The organism is Longicatena sp., assembly GCF_982403165.1.
Map to the genome: position 1 here is coordinate 1 of NZ_CEVYEL010000032.1, position 15,328 is coordinate 15,328.

18 protein-coding genes are annotated in these 15,328 nt (G+C 37.5%); 6 read left to right on the forward strand and 12 right to left on the reverse strand.

The window, feature by feature from the left end; translation table 11 throughout:
• Positions 1–78 precede the first annotated feature (78 nt).
• The gene (locus AC1VS3_RS08215; protein WP_481275585.1) at positions 79–771 is read left to right on the forward strand and encodes a helix-turn-helix domain-containing protein; all 693 of its coding nucleotides are present in this window, start codon (positions 79–81) and stop codon (positions 769–771) included.
• A gap of 297 nt (positions 772–1,068) precedes the next feature.
• Positions 1,069–1,449, forward strand: a complete 381-nt coding sequence (locus AC1VS3_RS08220) for a hypothetical protein (RefSeq protein ID WP_008689964.1) — start codon at positions 1,069–1,071, stop codon at positions 1,447–1,449.
• A gap of 148 nt (positions 1,450–1,597) precedes the next feature.
• On the opposite strand, the gene AC1VS3_RS08225 is transcribed toward AC1VS3_RS08220, so the two are convergent.
• Complete coding sequence (locus AC1VS3_RS08225) at positions 1,598–2,284, reverse strand: N-acetylmuramoyl-L-alanine amidase (RefSeq protein ID WP_017144549.1); 687 nt, start codon at positions 2,282–2,284, stop codon at positions 1,598–1,600.
• A gap of 180 nt (positions 2,285–2,464) precedes the next feature.
• Here AC1VS3_RS08225 and AC1VS3_RS08230 point away from each other — a divergent pair, with 180 nt between their 5' ends.
• A complete protein-coding gene (locus AC1VS3_RS08230) occupies positions 2,465–3,262 on the forward strand; it encodes a LytR/AlgR family response regulator transcription factor (RefSeq protein ID WP_008689966.1) in 798 nt (265 codons plus the stop codon).
• An 81-nt stretch (positions 3,263–3,343) separates the two neighbouring features.
• On the opposite strand, the gene AC1VS3_RS08235 is transcribed toward AC1VS3_RS08230, so the two are convergent.
• Positions 3,344–3,718, reverse strand: coding sequence for a hypothetical protein (locus AC1VS3_RS08235; RefSeq protein WP_008689967.1), 375 nt, complete (start codon positions 3,716–3,718; stop codon positions 3,344–3,346).
• Positions 3,719–4,291: 573 nt separating this feature from the next.
• Between AC1VS3_RS08235 and AC1VS3_RS08240 the strand changes: the two genes are divergently transcribed.
• Both AC1VS3_RS08240 and AC1VS3_RS08245 read left to right on the forward strand, forming a co-directional pair.
• A complete protein-coding gene (locus AC1VS3_RS08240) occupies positions 4,292–4,705 on the forward strand; it encodes a carboxypeptidase regulatory-like domain-containing protein (protein WP_226906261.1) in 414 nt (137 codons plus the stop codon).
• Positions 4,698–5,768 (forward strand): peptidoglycan-binding protein, encoded by a 1,071-nt coding sequence (locus AC1VS3_RS08245; protein WP_008689969.1) that lies wholly within the window; start codon positions 4,698–4,700, stop codon positions 5,766–5,768. The genes AC1VS3_RS08240 and AC1VS3_RS08245 overlap by 8 nt, the downstream gene beginning before the upstream one ends.
• A 152-nt stretch (positions 5,769–5,920) precedes the next feature.
• On the opposite strand, the gene AC1VS3_RS08250 is transcribed toward AC1VS3_RS08245, so the two are convergent.
• The 8 genes from AC1VS3_RS08250 to AC1VS3_RS08285 form a co-directional block, all read right to left on the reverse strand.
• Positions 5,921–6,643 (reverse strand): ATP-binding cassette domain-containing protein, encoded by a 723-nt coding sequence (locus AC1VS3_RS08250; RefSeq protein ID WP_008689970.1) that lies wholly within the window; start codon positions 6,641–6,643, stop codon positions 5,921–5,923.
• A complete protein-coding gene (locus AC1VS3_RS08255; protein ID WP_008689971.1) occupies positions 6,636–8,189 on the reverse strand; it encodes an ABC transporter permease/substrate-binding protein in 1,554 nt (517 codons plus the stop codon). Before AC1VS3_RS08255 ends, AC1VS3_RS08250 begins: the two co-directional genes overlap by 8 nt.
• A gap of 179 nt (positions 8,190–8,368) precedes the next feature.
• Entirely contained in the window at positions 8,369–9,295 is a 927-nt protein-coding gene (trxB, locus tag AC1VS3_RS08260) for a thioredoxin-disulfide reductase (protein WP_008689972.1), read from the reverse strand.
• Between the two features lie 14 nt (positions 9,296–9,309).
• A complete protein-coding gene (locus AC1VS3_RS08265) occupies positions 9,310–9,633 on the reverse strand; it encodes a thioredoxin family protein (protein ID WP_008689973.1) in 324 nt (107 codons plus the stop codon).
• Between the two features lie 72 nt (positions 9,634–9,705).
• The gene (locus AC1VS3_RS08270; RefSeq protein ID WP_008689975.1) at positions 9,706–9,942 is read right to left on the reverse strand and encodes a hypothetical protein; all 237 of its coding nucleotides are present in this window, start codon (positions 9,940–9,942) and stop codon (positions 9,706–9,708) included.
• Positions 9,936–10,349, reverse strand: coding sequence for a DUF302 domain-containing protein (locus AC1VS3_RS08275; protein ID WP_008689977.1), 414 nt, complete (start codon positions 10,347–10,349; stop codon positions 9,936–9,938). The genes AC1VS3_RS08270 and AC1VS3_RS08275 overlap by 7 nt, the downstream gene beginning before the upstream one ends.
• A complete protein-coding gene (locus AC1VS3_RS08280; protein ID WP_008689978.1) occupies positions 10,336–10,782 on the reverse strand; it encodes an RrF2 family transcriptional regulator in 447 nt (148 codons plus the stop codon). The genes AC1VS3_RS08275 and AC1VS3_RS08280 overlap by 14 nt, the downstream gene beginning before the upstream one ends.
• Before the next feature lie 171 nt (positions 10,783–10,953).
• Positions 10,954–12,411, reverse strand: coding sequence for an alanine/glycine:cation symporter family protein (locus AC1VS3_RS08285; protein ID WP_008689979.1), 1,458 nt, complete (start codon positions 12,409–12,411; stop codon positions 10,954–10,956).
• A gap of 231 nt (positions 12,412–12,642) precedes the next feature.
• Between AC1VS3_RS08285 and AC1VS3_RS08290 the strand changes: the two genes are divergently transcribed.
• A complete protein-coding gene (locus AC1VS3_RS08290; RefSeq protein ID WP_008689980.1) occupies positions 12,643–13,875 on the forward strand; it encodes a VanZ family protein in 1,233 nt (410 codons plus the stop codon).
• A gap of 289 nt (positions 13,876–14,164) precedes the next feature.
• Here AC1VS3_RS08290 and AC1VS3_RS08295 read toward each other — a convergent pair whose 3' ends face one another.
• Both AC1VS3_RS08295 and AC1VS3_RS08300 read right to left on the reverse strand, forming a co-directional pair.
• A complete protein-coding gene (locus AC1VS3_RS08295; protein ID WP_008689981.1) occupies positions 14,165–14,638 on the reverse strand; it encodes a YbaK/EbsC family protein in 474 nt (157 codons plus the stop codon).
• Between the two features lie 13 nt (positions 14,639–14,651).
• Positions 14,652–15,158 (reverse strand): cob(I)yrinic acid a,c-diamide adenosyltransferase, encoded by a 507-nt coding sequence (locus tag AC1VS3_RS08300; protein WP_008689982.1) that lies wholly within the window; start codon positions 15,156–15,158, stop codon positions 14,652–14,654.
• Positions 15,159–15,328 lie beyond the last annotated feature (170 nt).

A 15,328-nucleotide genomic window follows, 5' to 3' on the forward strand; every position in this document is an offset into this window, starting at 1 on the left:
TTGGAAAAGTAGACTGATAAATAGGGTTCATATCTTTAACTAAGGGAAACTGGTAAAAGTATGCCAGATTCATCTATTATGTTAGAACTCTGCAAATTACTTGGAATTACAGTAAATGAGTTATTGAGTGGAGAAAAAGTTACTATGGATAGTTTAGAAAGAAAAGCAGATGAAAATTTAATTGCTTTAAAAAGAAAGGACGAAAACAACATAGCAAAGAATGTCGTTATTTCAACACTATTTACAATAACACTTTTGATTGGAATGATGGTATGTGTTATTTGTGATATTACCATAACCGGTAATCTATCATGGTCCCTTATTTCCATGACTTCTATTGTGTTTGTATGGGTTATATCTTTTCCAAGCATTATGTTTGGCAAAAAGGGTATCGTAAAGAGCTTAATATCACTTAGCGTTTCAATCATACCGTACCTATATTTGCTTAGCCGAATTTTAAAGGTGAAAGAGTTGTTCCCACTTGGAACAGCGATATCATTGATTATTCTTGTGTTTTTGTGGATAATGCTTGCGGTCATTTATCGTATCGGCAAAACAAGAAAATTAATTGCTCTTGGAACAATTACATTATTAGCTATACCATTAGTGGTTATTATCAATGTTTTACTTTTTAAAACAACAGAAACGCCTCTCTTTGATGTTTGGGATTTTATGGCAATCTTCCTATTGCTAATAATAGCGATTGCTTTATTTATCTATGACTATGTAGAGAAAAAAGGGTTGCTGAAAAGTAAATCAAAAAGCGCTTAATAGATACGGCTGTTTTGAAATTATTATCAAAACAGCCGTTTCTTTTTATTATATATCAAATGAACAATATCGATAGGCATGCGCATTGATTTTACATATACGCATTCCTATTTTTTTGCTTCAATGTCCTAAACTTATCAGAATGATAGTTTGTTCTGTACTTGTTGCATAAGCAATGCTTTCGCACGCTTAAAATGCATGAATTGATAAGTAACTTTTCAAAAGGAAAAAGAATTATGCATAAAAAAACGTGATATAATGAGCACAAAAACAATGGTATTTTAAAGGAAGATGAATATGAAAAAAGAATTAAAACAAATCTTATTTATTTGTGTCTTTTTGATTGTTGGTTGTATAATTGGTTATTTCTTCGCAATCTATCAAATAAATCAATATAAAGATCCTACGTTTATGGCACTTTTAGCCAGTCATAATATGTCTTCTTCAGAGCCTATAGGACTAACGAAGAGTATTATCAATTTTGGTTGTCTTTTAGCAGGGATAGCTATTGGGGGTATTTTTTATAATAGTATTGCAAAAAAATGGTTAACCCCGATTGCTCCTAAAATTTTTATAGGATTTATTACATTTCCATTTTACACATTGGCTGGAATAATTGGGTTCATCCCATTTATTATTTATAAAAGTATTATTCTATTTAGAAGCGACACATGCTAATAGTTAAGTTTTCTCATTTATATCATTCCTACCTTTAAGTTTTTGTTTGCAATCCTGTCTTATAACTAATGCTATGTTAGTTAAATATTCTCATGTCGCTGTAATACCAAAGATTTTTTCCACTTTACACCATGCTTATAATAGTGAACTACAATAAAAAATCGAAATATTCTACGATACTATTGCATAAACATTGTGCTACTTTTTCTTGATAAGAAGGACTTTTTAAATTGCTGCGATCTTCTGGATTTGATAGGAAGCCACATTCAACTAAAGAACCGATTTTTTTCGCATTGTTTAACAAATAATAATCTCCTGGTTTAGCGCTCATCTTTGTTTGCGTTAATACTTTAAAATGCTTTTGGATGAGCTTAGCAAAGGTTTCAGAGACAGCATTCCCTTTTTGATAGAATGCCTGTGCTCCGTGTACACTGTTATTTGGATAGGAATTCAGATGCACACTTAAAAAAACATCGACCTTATCTGCATTGATGATCTCCATACGTTTCTTCATGTCTTCCCGTTTGCGATTACTCGCGTTAGCACTAGCCAAGTCATATTTTCCATCTCTTGTTAAAATAACTTCTGCGCCTTTTGTTTGTAACTGTTTTTGAAGTTTTTTTACGATACTTAAATTGATATCTTGTTCTTTTTCATTTTCACAGCGTGCCCCATCATCCTTGCCCCCATGACCGGCATCCAAGACAACGACCACGCCATCTAATACTTTCCTATCTTTTTCTGCTTCTACATTTACAAGATGTGTATGAAATACCGATGTGATCAGTAAGGTCAATATCAGACCTAGTCCCAAAAACATTTTTCTTTTTTTCATTCTCTCACCAATACAGTGTATGAGGTCAAGGCTAGAAAAAGAGCTGTTCCAGTAAAATTAATAATTTTCCACACCTTATTCGTTTTTTTAACCTTTTAAAAGAAAAGTATTGCTAAAAATTCACATAAAAATAAAAATAGCGGTATAATAAATAAAGATTATATGGGAGGTAAAGATGCTATGATGAATCAGCATTTCACCTATCAGGATGTTTTAAATCATTCAAAAGACTTTGTTCATGCATTGATGAATCGCGATATCATCATGTTTCAATATTTATTAGATGATGATTTTGTCTGGATTGGTGATTATACGAACCAATATATCAGTGGTAAAGAAGCCTTTATCCATGTATTAAAAAACGTTGAAGTTAGCGGACAGCTGCATATATCTCATGAAGAATACACCCTGTTGACACAAGAAGAAAAAACATGGGTCGTGTATGGAAGATTTTGCGCGACCGCAACATTGCCGACAACCAAAGTGATTTCAACTATCATTCATTTTACTTTTATCTGGCAATTAAACAAGCAACAAAAATTGCATCTCATCCACGCACAGGCATGTCATGTAAACACGCCGGCTTCCAACAATGAGCAAAAAAAGAAGCTGTATTTTTATAAAAACGGTACCAGCGCACACGAAGATACCATACGATTAGAGAACCCTATGAATAAGATTCGCATCAAGGACATGCATCATCAACTACATTTCTTGTCTCCAATGGAAATTCTTTATATTGTATCGAATAATAAGTTATGTACCATTTATACAGCAGAGGAATCCTTTGTGACAAGGATGACCTTACGTGAATTTGATCATCCTCTATTCTTACGAATTCATCGCAGTTATTTAGTAAATCGCCACTATATTAAACAGATACATCGCTATTGTGCAACTTTAAGTAATGGTACGAAGCTGCCTATTGGCAAACAACGCTATATGGAACTGCAAATGCAGTTATGGAAAGAAAATTAAAAAAGGGAAGATTGAAATTGCCCCATTTCATTTGGATATCCAAACTTTGGAGTTTCTTTCAGATTCCCTTTTTTTGTACTATTACAGTCCTGCTTTTTCAGTAATAAAACTCATCCATTTATCACGTTTCATCATGGAAATTTTATCGGTCGTTATCTTTCCGGTTTCCATATCTTCATGAGTAATGGAAATACCGATTGGCATAAAGCCCTGTGAGCATTTTTCCAATTCTTTAATATTTTTATACGGAATTACGATATCAGCATTTAATAGTCCTGTCACAATAATCAAGCGTTCTTCTGTAAAATATGCCCATCCTTGTTTCCATTTGCCCATTTTGCCAATTAAGCGTTCCACATAACTTGCTTGTAAAAAATCAATTAAGGTATCCTGTTCATCCATCAATTTGGCTTCTACAAGCTTTGCTTTTTGTTTTTCTAATTTTGCGTCGTTCATAGGTTCTCCTTTCCAAATCTTCTGAATATAGTTTTGCGGTTATAGTATACCATAAGAATTATACATTTTCTTGTAAGATATTACTTTTTTTACTTAACGCATGTGTGCATTTAGATACGGAAGATGCTACGTAAACGGTGCTGAATTTCATAACAGCAAATTAGATTATTGCGTAAATAATATTTTTTAGGAATCATATGTAAAAAGTAACTGTCAACACCCATTATAAGGAAATACATAGATATAAAGATAAAGACAGTTAATAAAAAACCAATCCTTTTCTAAATTTGCCTATTTTATAAGTTACTTTTTATGATAGGAAATATTAAGATAGAATTCTTTGCTTTTATAAGGGCAAATGCAAAAAAGTCATAAAAAAATGCAAGAGATCTCAATTTTTTTATTTTTTACACACATAAGAAAGGAGAGCTCTTGCATCTTCAGTATAGCGTAAATGTGAAAATTCGTCCATATTCTTTGGAAACTTCATGAAAAAACTTGTGTTCTTTTGAGGAATCTATGGGTTTCATGGATAAATGACCACGATGTGTATCCCTATTTGCATACGTTGTAATGGAGGTGGTTGATTTGCCACAAGGATATTTACGTATAGAAGTCTATAATGAACAATCCCTGCCAGTCAGCAATGCGACTGTCACCATTTTTAATGGTAATCTTATGGTACGACAAGTCGTATGTGAGAAAACAGATGCAATGGGGCGATGTAAAGAAATTGCGTTAGAAGCGCCACATCCTTCCTTATCCCAACAAAGTACCACAGCAAGACGTCCCTATTCCACATACAGTGTTGAAGTAAGTCATGTGGAATATGATACTGAAGTCGTGCACAATGTACAGATCTTTGCGGATATTGGATCAACGCTTACCGTGATTTTAAGAGAAAAGAAAGGAGAAACGCCAGGGCGTAATGAGAATGATTTAGGCGAACATAAATTATTTACTGGCACAGGAAGAACGTATGCTTGAGGAAATCATCATACCCAGAACAATTACAGTACATCTGGGCAGACCGAATACGGCAGCTGAAAATCTGACGGTAGATTTTGTATATTATTTGAAAAATGTCGCATCCTCAGAAATCTATCCGACCTGGCCATATGAGGCCTTGCGAGCTAACATCTGGGCACAGATGTCACTGGTGTTGAATCGTGTATATACAGAATGGTATCGTGGTCGTGGCTATCCCTTTGATATCACCAATTCAACAGCTTATGATCAGGCTTTTGTGAAAGGACGTAATATTTATGACAGTGTCGCAGCTGTTGTTGATGAAGTTATTGGTCAATTCCTGCAAAAGCCATATTTCCGTGAACCTTATTATGCAGAATATTGTGATGGTAAGATTGCTCAATGCCCTGGCATGAAACAATGGGGTACACTTGATTTAGCAAATCGCGGCTTTGATTCTACGCGCATTATTCGTTATTACTATGGCGATACGATGCAATTTCGCGAAACGGATAATGTACAATATATCACACCCTCCTATCCCGGTTATGCGCTAAGAAGAGGCTCTCAAGGACAAAATGTCTTCATCATACAGGAACTGTTGAATGGCATCGCTGTCAATTATCCAAATATTCCCCTTATCTATCCACCGGATGGTATCTTTGGAGAAGTAACAGAACGCGCTGTCAGAACTTTCCAACAACAATTCAATTTGAGTGTAGATGGTATTGTCGGTCAGACAACATGGAATCAGATATCTCGTATTTATGTGGCTGTAAGAAAATTAGCTGAATTAGGCAGTCTTGGCAGACCACAGGGTTATTTTACCGGTTTATGGACAGGCCGCGTATTGCGGCGGGGAGATGTCGGTATTGAGGTGCAGCAACTACAGTATTTCTTATCTGTCATTGCCCAAACTTATACCAATATCCCCCCTGTTGATATCGATAGTCGTTTTGGGGCCGGATTGGAGCGATCCGTGCGAGCTTTCCAAAGAGAATTTGGATTAGCACAAGATGGTCTTGTCGGACAAGTAACTTGGAATACCATTTATGAAACGTATATTGCATTAACCCAATAATCGATTTTTTGTCGATATCCGTAGGAAAGGGGTTTGTCTCATCTATGTTCATAAAGTGTATACACCTTTATAAACAAAAAAGAAGGTTCTAGTTAAAAGAATCTTCTTACATAGCACTACATTATTAGCATCCCCTGCACATAGAATATACTTTACAAATAAGATAATAATTGTTTCACAAAAGCTGTTTTAGGATGCTGACGAATGTGTTGTGCGGTATCGAATTGTTCGACACATCCATCTTTCATCACCATGACGCGCTCTCCTAAATATAAAGCTTCTTTGATATCATGCGTCACAAATACCAGAGTGAAAGGATCGACAGCATGTATTCTTAACAACTCTTCTTGCAAGGTATGTCGGGTTATTTCATCTACGGCGCCAAAAGCTTCATCCATCAAAACAACCTTAGGATCTGCCGCTAATGCTCTAGCAATGCCAACACGCTGTTTCTGTCCACCACTTAATTCATCAGGATAACGTGTTAATAAAGTAGCATCCAAATCAACTATATGCAGTAATTCTTCCACACGCTGCTGCATGCGTATGGCATCCCATTTCTTTAAACGTAATACATAAGTAATATTGTCATAAATCGTCATATGCGGAAATAGGCCAATGCTTTGAATGACATAACCGATACTTTGACGTAAGAGGTTGGCATCCATGGTACTGATATCAATGCCATCGATTTGAATACTGCCTTCATCCGGCAGAATAAGAGCGTTTAACAGCTTAAGTAATGTTGTTTTACCACTGCCACTGCCACCGATGATACTGATGCGTTCATGAGGTTGTATCGTAAAGGAAACATCATGCAATACGATTGTCTCTCCATAGGCTTTTTTCACATGGTTACAAATGATTTCACTCATGGTTCTTCACCTCCAACAGACCTTTTTTTATGAGAAAGGCGCGTGCAACATCCGCCTCATTCTTTTTCTGGGTTTCTACTTCATGATTCATTGCGGCCATTTCTTTTTCACTGATCAGATTATTCATCAGCATCAGCACTTGGCGTAATTCAGGATATTTTTTTAAGGTATCCTGACGAATGATTGTTCCTGCATAATAAGTTTGGAAAAAATGTTTATCATCCTGTAGCAATACGATATTAGGACTACTTAAACGCCCATCTGTCGTAAAGGCAATAATGGCATCCGTCTCGCCATTTTCTAAGGCATCATATTTTAAGCCGATATCAAGATCCCTCGTCTTTTTAAAGTGAAATCCATAAGCCATCGTTAATGCATCATAGCCATCCTCACGCTCATAGAAATCATATTCCCCGCCAAAAGAGAGTTTATGTGAGACAGCCGCCAAATCAGAATACGTTTTTAAATGGTACGTATCTGCCAATTTTTTAGTTACTGCGATTCCATACGTATTATTGAAGCCATATAAACCTACCCATTCCATATGATAGTTTTTTTGATATTGCTGATTGAGTTCTTTGAATAAGGTAGCATCATCCGGCAGTTCTTTTTCTTTTAAGACAAAGCTCCATGAGGTTCCTGTATATTCCGGATACAAGTCAAAATCTCCTTTGACCATTGCCGGATGGATGTTGCTAGTACCGCCGCCGACACCTTTTGTGATTACTACAGAAATTCCAGTACGATCTTCAATAAGCTGTTTCAGCATTTCCCCGATAATAAATTCTTCGCTCATCGGTTTCGTTGCCAGATGAAGCACTTCTTTTTTATGTGGTGTATAAAAGAGGCCAGCGCTAAGCGCGATGAAAACAGCCAAAATACTTAGCATAACACGATGCTTCGTTTTTTGTGTATGCCGGCGATTGCGCAAAAAGCGTTCCATACAGCCGATCAAAATATCACAAAGAAAGGCTAGTAGAGCAACCGCCAGACTACCGGCAATCGTCATCGTCATATTGTTCGTAGTAATTCCACGATAAATCGCAACACCGAGTCCTCCAGCTCCGATAAAGGATGCAATACCGGCCAAGGCAATTGTCATAACGGTCATATTTTTAAAACCCGATAACATAACCGGCATTGCTAAGGGCAGTTTAATCTGAAATAGAATCTGTTTTCGTGTACTGCCCATTCCTCGGGCAGCTTCTATGATATCTGCATCTACATTTTCCAAGCCGGTAAAGGTAGCGCGTATAATCGGCAATAAAGCATAAATAGTCAAAGCGATGATAGCACTTTTATTGCCGATACCACTAAAGGGAATGAGAAAGCCCAACATAGAAATTGAGGGAATTGTATAAAGAAAGCTGACAAGTCCCAAAACAATGGGGGATAAACGTTTCTTTTCATGAATAAAAATGCCAAGAGATACACCAATCATCGTTGCGGCGATGATAGCAATAACGGCAATCTGCAAATGTTCAATAATCAATGGAACAATAAAATCGTAGCGGGTTCGGTAAAATTCCCATAAGCTTTCAATCATACCTTTTCTCTCCTTCGTTAAGAAAGAGGCATTGTCAGAGCAGATAATCCATAAAATACAGATCTATACGTTGTCCTAATGGATTTCTTCTGTAAGAATGCTCTCTTGTTTTTTGTGTCATCAGGTGGTTTCACCTGTTTGTCTAGGACTTTTAGAAGTATCGTTTCTTCCTTAAGTTTTTAAACAGCATGTTCTTGTTCATTTAAATAATCTTCAATATATTTGGAACAGGTTGCGCCATCACTGGCTGCAGTGATAATCTGTCGAAGAGCCTTGCTACGTACATCACCGATGGCAAAGACACCTTCCACATTGGTTCGTGTGGATTCATCTGCAAGGATATATCCATTGTTATCAAAAGTCAGCTGTGCTTTGAATAGCTGTGCATCCGGGACACGTCCGATTGCCACAAAGATACCATCGCAGGAAAGCTCTTGTATCTCATGTGTAAGTAAATTTTCAATTTTCGCTCCGGTGACTTTTTTATCAGCGATAATATCAACGACTCGACTATCCCATAGGAAAGCAATCTTACTGTTTGCCAACTGTTTCTCATAAATCCGCGATGCTCTTAACTCATGACGGCGATGAATCAAGGTTACACGATGACAGATTTTGGATAAAAACAGAGCATCTGCAATGGCGGAGTTGCCACCACCGACAACGAGTACATCTTTCCCTTTATAAAGCATCCCATCACAAGTTGCACAATAAGCAATTCCTTTTCCACGCAGTTGTGCTTCTTTTGCCAATCCTAATTCTCTTGGATGAGCACCGGTAGCAATCACAACTGTTTTCCCATAGTAGTCAGCTTCTTCTCCGTGAATGATTTTTGGATTGTTTTTCAATTCAACCTGAATCACGGTATCATAAACTGTTTCCGCCCCAAACTTTTCGGCACCTTCCTGCATCTTTTCCGCCAGTTCAAAGCCATCAATACCATCGGTAAAACCAGGATAATTTTCCACAATGCCTGTAGTAGCCATCTGCCCTCCGGCTGATAATTTTTCAATAACTAAAACGCTTCGGGCATTTCGAGCAGCATATAGAGCAGCACTATAACCGGCAGGACCACCGCCGATAATGATAACATCATAAAGTTTCATATTGCTTTCCTTTCTTAAGCAATTAGCTTATGTTCTTTCAAAAAGGCCAGTACTTCATGTTTTGATTGTGGAGCTATCAAAGCATCTTGCGCCTTTCCATGATGTAAGAGAGCAAGTGTCGGTATGGTTTCAATGCCATAGGCTTCTGCCAATGTTTCAAATTCATCAATATTGATTTGTAAAATATCAAATGCTTCTGCATGTTCTTTAGCCACTTGTTTTAAAACAGGTGCTAAGCGTTTGCAATAGCCACACCATGGTGCCCAAAATTCGACAACTACTGTTTCACGTTCCTTAACTTCGTTAACGTTCTCGTTGGTGATTGTAATGAAACTCATATTGCTTTCCTCCTGGATCATATTAGATCTTATTGTTATTTGGATGTTAATGCGTAAATTGTGAATCATAAATTAAAACGTATTCTCTAAATAGGCAGCTTCTATGTTTTGATACAATTTTGCTTCTTCTTCACTTAAGAACAAGGTGTGATGCAACTGTGAAGAGTGTAGGACATGTGGCCCTGCGCATGCCCCATAGCCTTCGATATGAAAGGTATATGCTTGTTCATCACCTTGGATATGTACGGCTTTCCCCTGCATCAGATAACCTTGTACATAAAAATAAATAGTCGTTCCTTCTTTTAACATAAACTTCTCTTTTGCATGGCAGTTAACCATACAAGTTCTTCAACCAATTCTTCCATTTGTTGAAGAATTTCAACTTCACATATGCCATAACGCTCGGCCAAGGGCAACAGACGATTCGTTGCGACGTAGGTATGCTGATCTTCTTCCCAAATCGCAATTTTTAAAGGCAATTCTAATGCTATGGCTGCATTCTCCAGCATAAGCTTTGTCCCTATGCTGGGATTACCAAATACAATAACAATCGTTTCGGGCATTTCCATACCAACTGTTTTTGCGTTTTCCCCATGGTCGTAAACAGCAAATATAGGTATCTTTCTCTTCTTTAACACTTCTTTTAAGAAGTGTGCACATGTCTTTACAGAACATTCACTCTTCTTTACAAAGAGCTTTGCTTTATCTTCTTTCATTGGTATTCTCCTTTAACGCATACAACTGTTCCAGTTCCTTTACGACATCACAAATGGATATGGCTTTTAACTTCTCATAGCAGGTAGCTTCCATTGTTTCATATAGATCATCCATAACCTGTGCCATACCACTCGATACGATACATTTTAAATGCGCATTCCCACTGCGCCAGTTACTGTGAAAAATACGCATCTGTAAAGCATCATAGATTTGGCTTAAGGTCACTGTTTCATTTTGAATAGAAAAAGAATACCCTCCGCTTAATCCTTGCTTGGTATCAATAAGACCATAGGCTTTCAGCTTGGCCATCACTTTTCTGACCCTGACCGGATTCACACAAATATTTTCGGCCAGCTCTTCACTAGATATCAAACGCGGATGCTTTCTCAGATAAGCCATTGCATGAACAGCAATGATAAACTCACTTGGCATTCTCTCACCTCCAATTGTAACTTTTTATATTACACTTATAGGATAAACCGCTTTTCCCTATCCGTCAAATAAGAAGCCCTCTTCTTTTCATTGTAAAAAGAAAAGCATAAAAAAAACAGGAACATGTTAATTCCTGTTACGCTTTTTTGATAATGCATAAAACGATAGAAATCATTTATCATCCATCGATGTGTCTTCTTTATAATCTTTTACAATAGCTTTCCAACAATCCGCATTTGCGATGCCCAAACGCTCAGGATCAAAAACAGGATCTTTCCCCTGTTTTTTCTGTGCGCTATAATCTTTTAAACAGGTAATTGCAATCTTGCCCAGCAATAGGATGGCAATGATATTTACGATTGCCATAAAGCCCATAAGCACATCTGCTAGATCCCATATGGTCGAGAAACTAGCCTGTGCTCCAAAGAAGATCACAACAATCGCCAATATTCGAAAGATACATAAAGAACGCTTTGTATCCAAAATGAATTTCAAATTGCTTTCTGCATAGCAGTAATTCCCAATTAGAGAAGAGAAAGCGAATAAGAAAATCGAAATGGTGATAAAGTGGATTCCTGCCTGTCCGACTTCAGCAGATATCGCCTGCTGTACATAAGGCATTCCGGTCAAATTAGCATCACTACCATAATTCAACAGCATAAATGCGGTTGTCGTACATATAAGAATCGTATCAATAAAAACCGAAATTGTCTGCACTAGACCTTGCTTCACCGGATGTGATACATCTGCACTCGCGCCGGCATTTGGTGCTGATCCCATTCCTGCCTCATTAGAAAATAATCCTCTTTTGATACCATACATCACACAAGAACCGGCAAAACCACCCATGATAGCTTTCAGATCAAAGGCCTGTTCCATGATCATGCCAAAAATGGCAGGTAATTTCTGCACATTTGCCAAGGTGATATAAAGTCCCAATATGATATACAACAACGCCATAATCGGCACTACTGTAGAAGAGATGATACCGATACGATGAACACCGCCAAAAATAACCGCTGCTGTAGCGATAGCCAAAATAAGACCAATCACGACGGCTACTAGTTCTTGATCTTCAAAATAATACGATACGGCACTGCTCACATTATATGCCTGTAAAGGATTAAATCCGAAAATGAAACAGGCAATTAACAGTAAAGAAAAAACAACTCCCAGCCAGCGCTTGCCTAAAGCTTTCGCTATGTAATAAGCCGGACCGCCGCGATACTGTTCACCATCTTGTTCCTTATATACCTGTGCTAAGGTCGATTCCACAAAAGCACTCGCCCCACCTATCAAAGCCGTTACCCACATCCAAAAGATAGAGCCTGCGCCTCCAGCTGCTAACGCGGTAGCCACACCAGCGATATTGCCGGTACCGACACGCGATGCTGTTGAAATCATCAAGGCCTGAAAGGAAGATACCCCATCCTCTGTATGTGCTTTTTCCATCAATAAAGAAATGCCTTCTTTCAACAAGCGAAATTGCACGAACCGTGTCCGTATCGTGAAATATATTCCTGTACCAATCAATAACGCAAGTAAGATATTGCTATATAAAAATTCATTTACATTTGCCAGTACCATTTGTATTGTCAATGTGTTCACTCCTTCTTTTTGCTTTTGCATCCCATACCCTTTACGGCCATAAAAAAAGTGTGTTCATTTATCGCACGATTGGGTGTGTTTCGCACAGCCGTCTCATTATAACATACTTTTTTTCTACCGCCAAATGATTACTGATACACTCCTATAGTTAGATTGTCGAATACTTTCATGCTTATACCTAAAGCCCTATTGTTTTTTTCTATGAAAAGATAACTTATGGTATAATACGAAACAGTGAAGGAGTATTTGTCTATGTCTGTATATCTGATTCCCATTACTGCTGCAATGCTTATCTTTCCTTTTTTAGCAGCTCTTTTTACGATTCCCTATATCATCGTACAATACCGCCGTTATGGCAGTATCCTCTTTTTGCGTGTCTTGATTATCTATTCTTTTATCTTTTATCTACTTTGTGCGTATTTCTTAGTAAGCCTTCCTTTACCACCTATTGAAGAAGTACAGCATTACACCAAACCAATCATGCAGCTGATTCCTTTTAAATCCTTAATGGAATTTACAACATCAACCTCACTCGTCTGGAATGATCCCGCCACTTACTTAACTGCCTTTAATGAGCCTAGCTTATACTTAATCATCTTTAATGTTTTATTAACCGTTCCTTTCGGTGTATATCTGCGTTACTATTTTCAATATAGTTGGAAGAAAACGCTGCTTGGCAGTTTTATGTTATCCTTATCCTTTGAATGTCTGCAGCTAAGTGCACTATTTGGTATTTATCCACGTCCTTATCGTTTATTTGATGTGGATGATCTTATCACGAATAGTTTTGGCGGTATGTGTGGCTATGTTTTAACACCTATCTTTGTCCATTTCTTACCAACACGTTCAAAGTTAGATGAAGAAGCCTTCCAAAAAGGACAGCAGGTTACCTCAATGCGTAGAGTCGTTGCCTTCTTCAGCGATGTTCTATTTATCCTTATTGCTTCTTTTCTGCTTTATTATGTATGTACAAAATACTTTACGATTACAACTTTCCTTCAAACACTCCTTGTTTTTTATGGCTGTCTTGTGTGTTCTGTTACCCTACTATTGTTTATTTTGCCTATTTTTACCAAAGGCTGGACCTTCGGTAAGGCCTTAGTGAAGATAAAATTGGTGAATGAGGAAGATGAACGACCAAAATGGTATCAATATTTTCTACATTTCTTTCCTCTGTATCTATTTATATTGCCAATACCATTAATGTTATTGATGCTGTTTGATATTTATTTTTCCATACCTTCCACCTATCAGATTTGCATATTGGCATTGGCTGTGCTGCTATGCGCATTCTATTTGGTTTCCCTAAAAACAGGCATTCATATGCTCTTTCATCATAATAAAACAGCCTATTTTGAACGCCTTGTGAAATTAAAAAATCACTCTATGATTCAAGTTACTACAAAAGCCGCTGTGCAAGAAACTAAGATAGAGACCGCAAACACAGAAGAAGTTGCTGAAGAAAACATAGAAAACACACTATAATCAAATTCGTTAGAAAAAAGCAGATAACTGCTTTTTTCTATATTTGATCAATATGAAAAGACAAGGGTAAAAGCCATGTCATCATCTTTTATCTGCGCATAGATCTTACCACCCATCTTATGCATGAAATAGATAAACCTAACCACAACCTAGTTTGTTGGTTAGCACCATGATCAAAGCTATCGAACTTGTGGTGTCTAAATATAATGCTAAAAGTATGATGAATCTTTTGATACTACCGGAAGAAACTTTATGTTTCGCAAAAAAAAGTCACATATGCATGCAACTCTTAGCTTTCTATGATCTTACAGACATCAACCCATGTAGCGTTTCCAATTAATTCAGCGAGTTCTTCACAGGTTAAACGAATGGCTGAATTAGCACTGCCACATGCTGGATAGACATGCGCAAAACGTTTTAATGATACATCTAAATACACCTTGGTATCCTGTGGTATTGCAAAAGGACAGACACCGCCAATCGCATGATTGGTATATTTCTCCACATCCTCTCCTCGCAACATTTTAGCTTTTACTCCAAAACATTCCTTAAACTTATGATTATCGACCTTTGTATCGCCTGCACATACCACGATGAGTGCTCCATCACTCCCCATAAAAGACATTGATTTTGCGATATGAGCAGGTTCTGTGCCTAACGCAGCAGCTGCTAATTCCACCGTTGCACTTGATGTATCCAGTTCAATGATATCCTGTTCTCTTCCATAAGTTTTTAAATATTCGCGTACAAGTTCAATTGCCATTTTGCTATCCTCCTTAATATTCCACACCTTTACGTGGTGCCTGCTGTTTTTGATAGGGATGCTTCTCCAGCTTCATCTGGGTTATATAATCCCCACATGCGAGAATGTTCTTTGATGGATTGCGCCCCGTTAGTATAATTTCACGCGCTTTGTTTGCGTTCAGAAAGGCAAGCATTTCAATTTCCTGAAGAATCCCCAACTGCAATGCATCCAAAGCTTCATCCAGAAGAATGCAAGCATATTGTGCAGCTGTTTGTTCCGCCGTTTCAAACAAGGCATGCTGAGATAAGGCCGTTGTTACGCGCATTTCCTGCCCCATCTGATAGTAAAACAATTTTGGCATAGGAGAATACAAGCAGGTCACAAGTGGCTGCTGTTTGAGAAAGGATATTTCCCCACTCTTGCCATCCTTAAGAAACTGTACAACAAGCACTTTTTGTGCATGACCCAGCTCGCGCATCACCAAGCCCAAAGCGGCTGTTGTTTTTCCTTTACCATCCCCATGATAAATATGCAGCATGCTGCAACACCTACTTTCTGTTTGTGTATTAGTATAGCACAGAGTTGGCTATCTGTCTTTGAAGATTCAGATATTACTGAATATTTTTACATTTTATAATAATAAATGTAAGCGCAATGCATTTATTTGCAAATATTTTCATGAAAATGTTGATTTTACATACAAAAGAA

What these genes read in the sequence shown, in the direction of transcription:
- AC1VS3_RS08215 (WP_481275585.1), top strand. Translation starts at nt 79, where the DNA reads ATGTTAGAACTCTGCAAATTACTTGGAATTACAGTAAATGAGTTATTG.
- AC1VS3_RS08220 (WP_008689964.1), top strand. Translation starts at nt 1,069, where the DNA reads ATGAAAAAAGAATTAAAACAAATCTTATTTATTTGTGTCTTTTTGATT.
- AC1VS3_RS08225 (WP_017144549.1), bottom strand. Translation starts at nt 2,284, where the DNA reads ATGAAAAAAAGAAAAATGTTTTTGGGACTAGGTCTGATATTGACCTTA.
- AC1VS3_RS08230 (WP_008689966.1), top strand. Translation starts at nt 2,465, where the DNA reads ATGATGAATCAGCATTTCACCTATCAGGATGTTTTAAATCATTCAAAA.
- AC1VS3_RS08235 (WP_008689967.1), bottom strand. Translation starts at nt 3,718, where the DNA reads ATGAACGACGCAAAATTAGAAAAACAAAAAGCAAAGCTTGTAGAAGCC.
- AC1VS3_RS08240 (WP_226906261.1), top strand. Translation starts at nt 4,292, where the DNA reads ATGGAGGTGGTTGATTTGCCACAAGGATATTTACGTATAGAAGTCTAT.
- AC1VS3_RS08245 (WP_008689969.1), top strand. Translation starts at nt 4,698, where the DNA reads ATGCTTGAGGAAATCATCATACCCAGAACAATTACAGTACATCTGGGC.
- AC1VS3_RS08250 (WP_008689970.1), bottom strand. Translation starts at nt 6,643, where the DNA reads ATGAGTGAAATCATTTGTAACCATGTGAAAAAAGCCTATGGAGAGACA.
- AC1VS3_RS08255 (WP_008689971.1), bottom strand. Translation starts at nt 8,189, where the DNA reads ATGATTGAAAGCTTATGGGAATTTTACCGAACCCGCTACGATTTTATT.
- trxB (WP_008689972.1), bottom strand. Translation starts at nt 9,295, where the DNA reads ATGAAACTTTATGATGTTATCATTATCGGCGGTGGTCCTGCCGGTTAT.
- AC1VS3_RS08265 (WP_008689973.1), bottom strand. Translation starts at nt 9,633, where the DNA reads ATGAGTTTCATTACAATCACCAACGAGAACGTTAACGAAGTTAAGGAA.
- AC1VS3_RS08270 (WP_008689975.1), bottom strand. Translation starts at nt 9,942, where the DNA reads ATGTTAAAAGAAGGAACGACTATTTATTTTTATGTACAAGGTTATCTG.
- AC1VS3_RS08275 (WP_008689977.1), bottom strand. Translation starts at nt 10,349, where the DNA reads ATGAAAGAAGATAAAGCAAAGCTCTTTGTAAAGAAGAGTGAATGTTCT.
- AC1VS3_RS08280 (WP_008689978.1), bottom strand. Translation starts at nt 10,782, where the DNA reads ATGCCAAGTGAGTTTATCATTGCTGTTCATGCAATGGCTTATCTGAGA.
- AC1VS3_RS08285 (WP_008689979.1), bottom strand. Translation starts at nt 12,411, where the DNA reads ATGCAAAAGCAAAAAGAAGGAGTGAACACATTGACAATACAAATGGTA.
- AC1VS3_RS08290 (WP_008689980.1), top strand. Translation starts at nt 12,643, where the DNA reads ATGTCTGTATATCTGATTCCCATTACTGCTGCAATGCTTATCTTTCCT.
- AC1VS3_RS08295 (WP_008689981.1), bottom strand. Translation starts at nt 14,638, where the DNA reads ATGGCAATTGAACTTGTACGCGAATATTTAAAAACTTATGGAAGAGAA.
- AC1VS3_RS08300 (WP_008689982.1), bottom strand. Translation starts at nt 15,158, where the DNA reads ATGCTGCATATTTATCATGGGGATGGTAAAGGAAAAACAACAGCCGCT.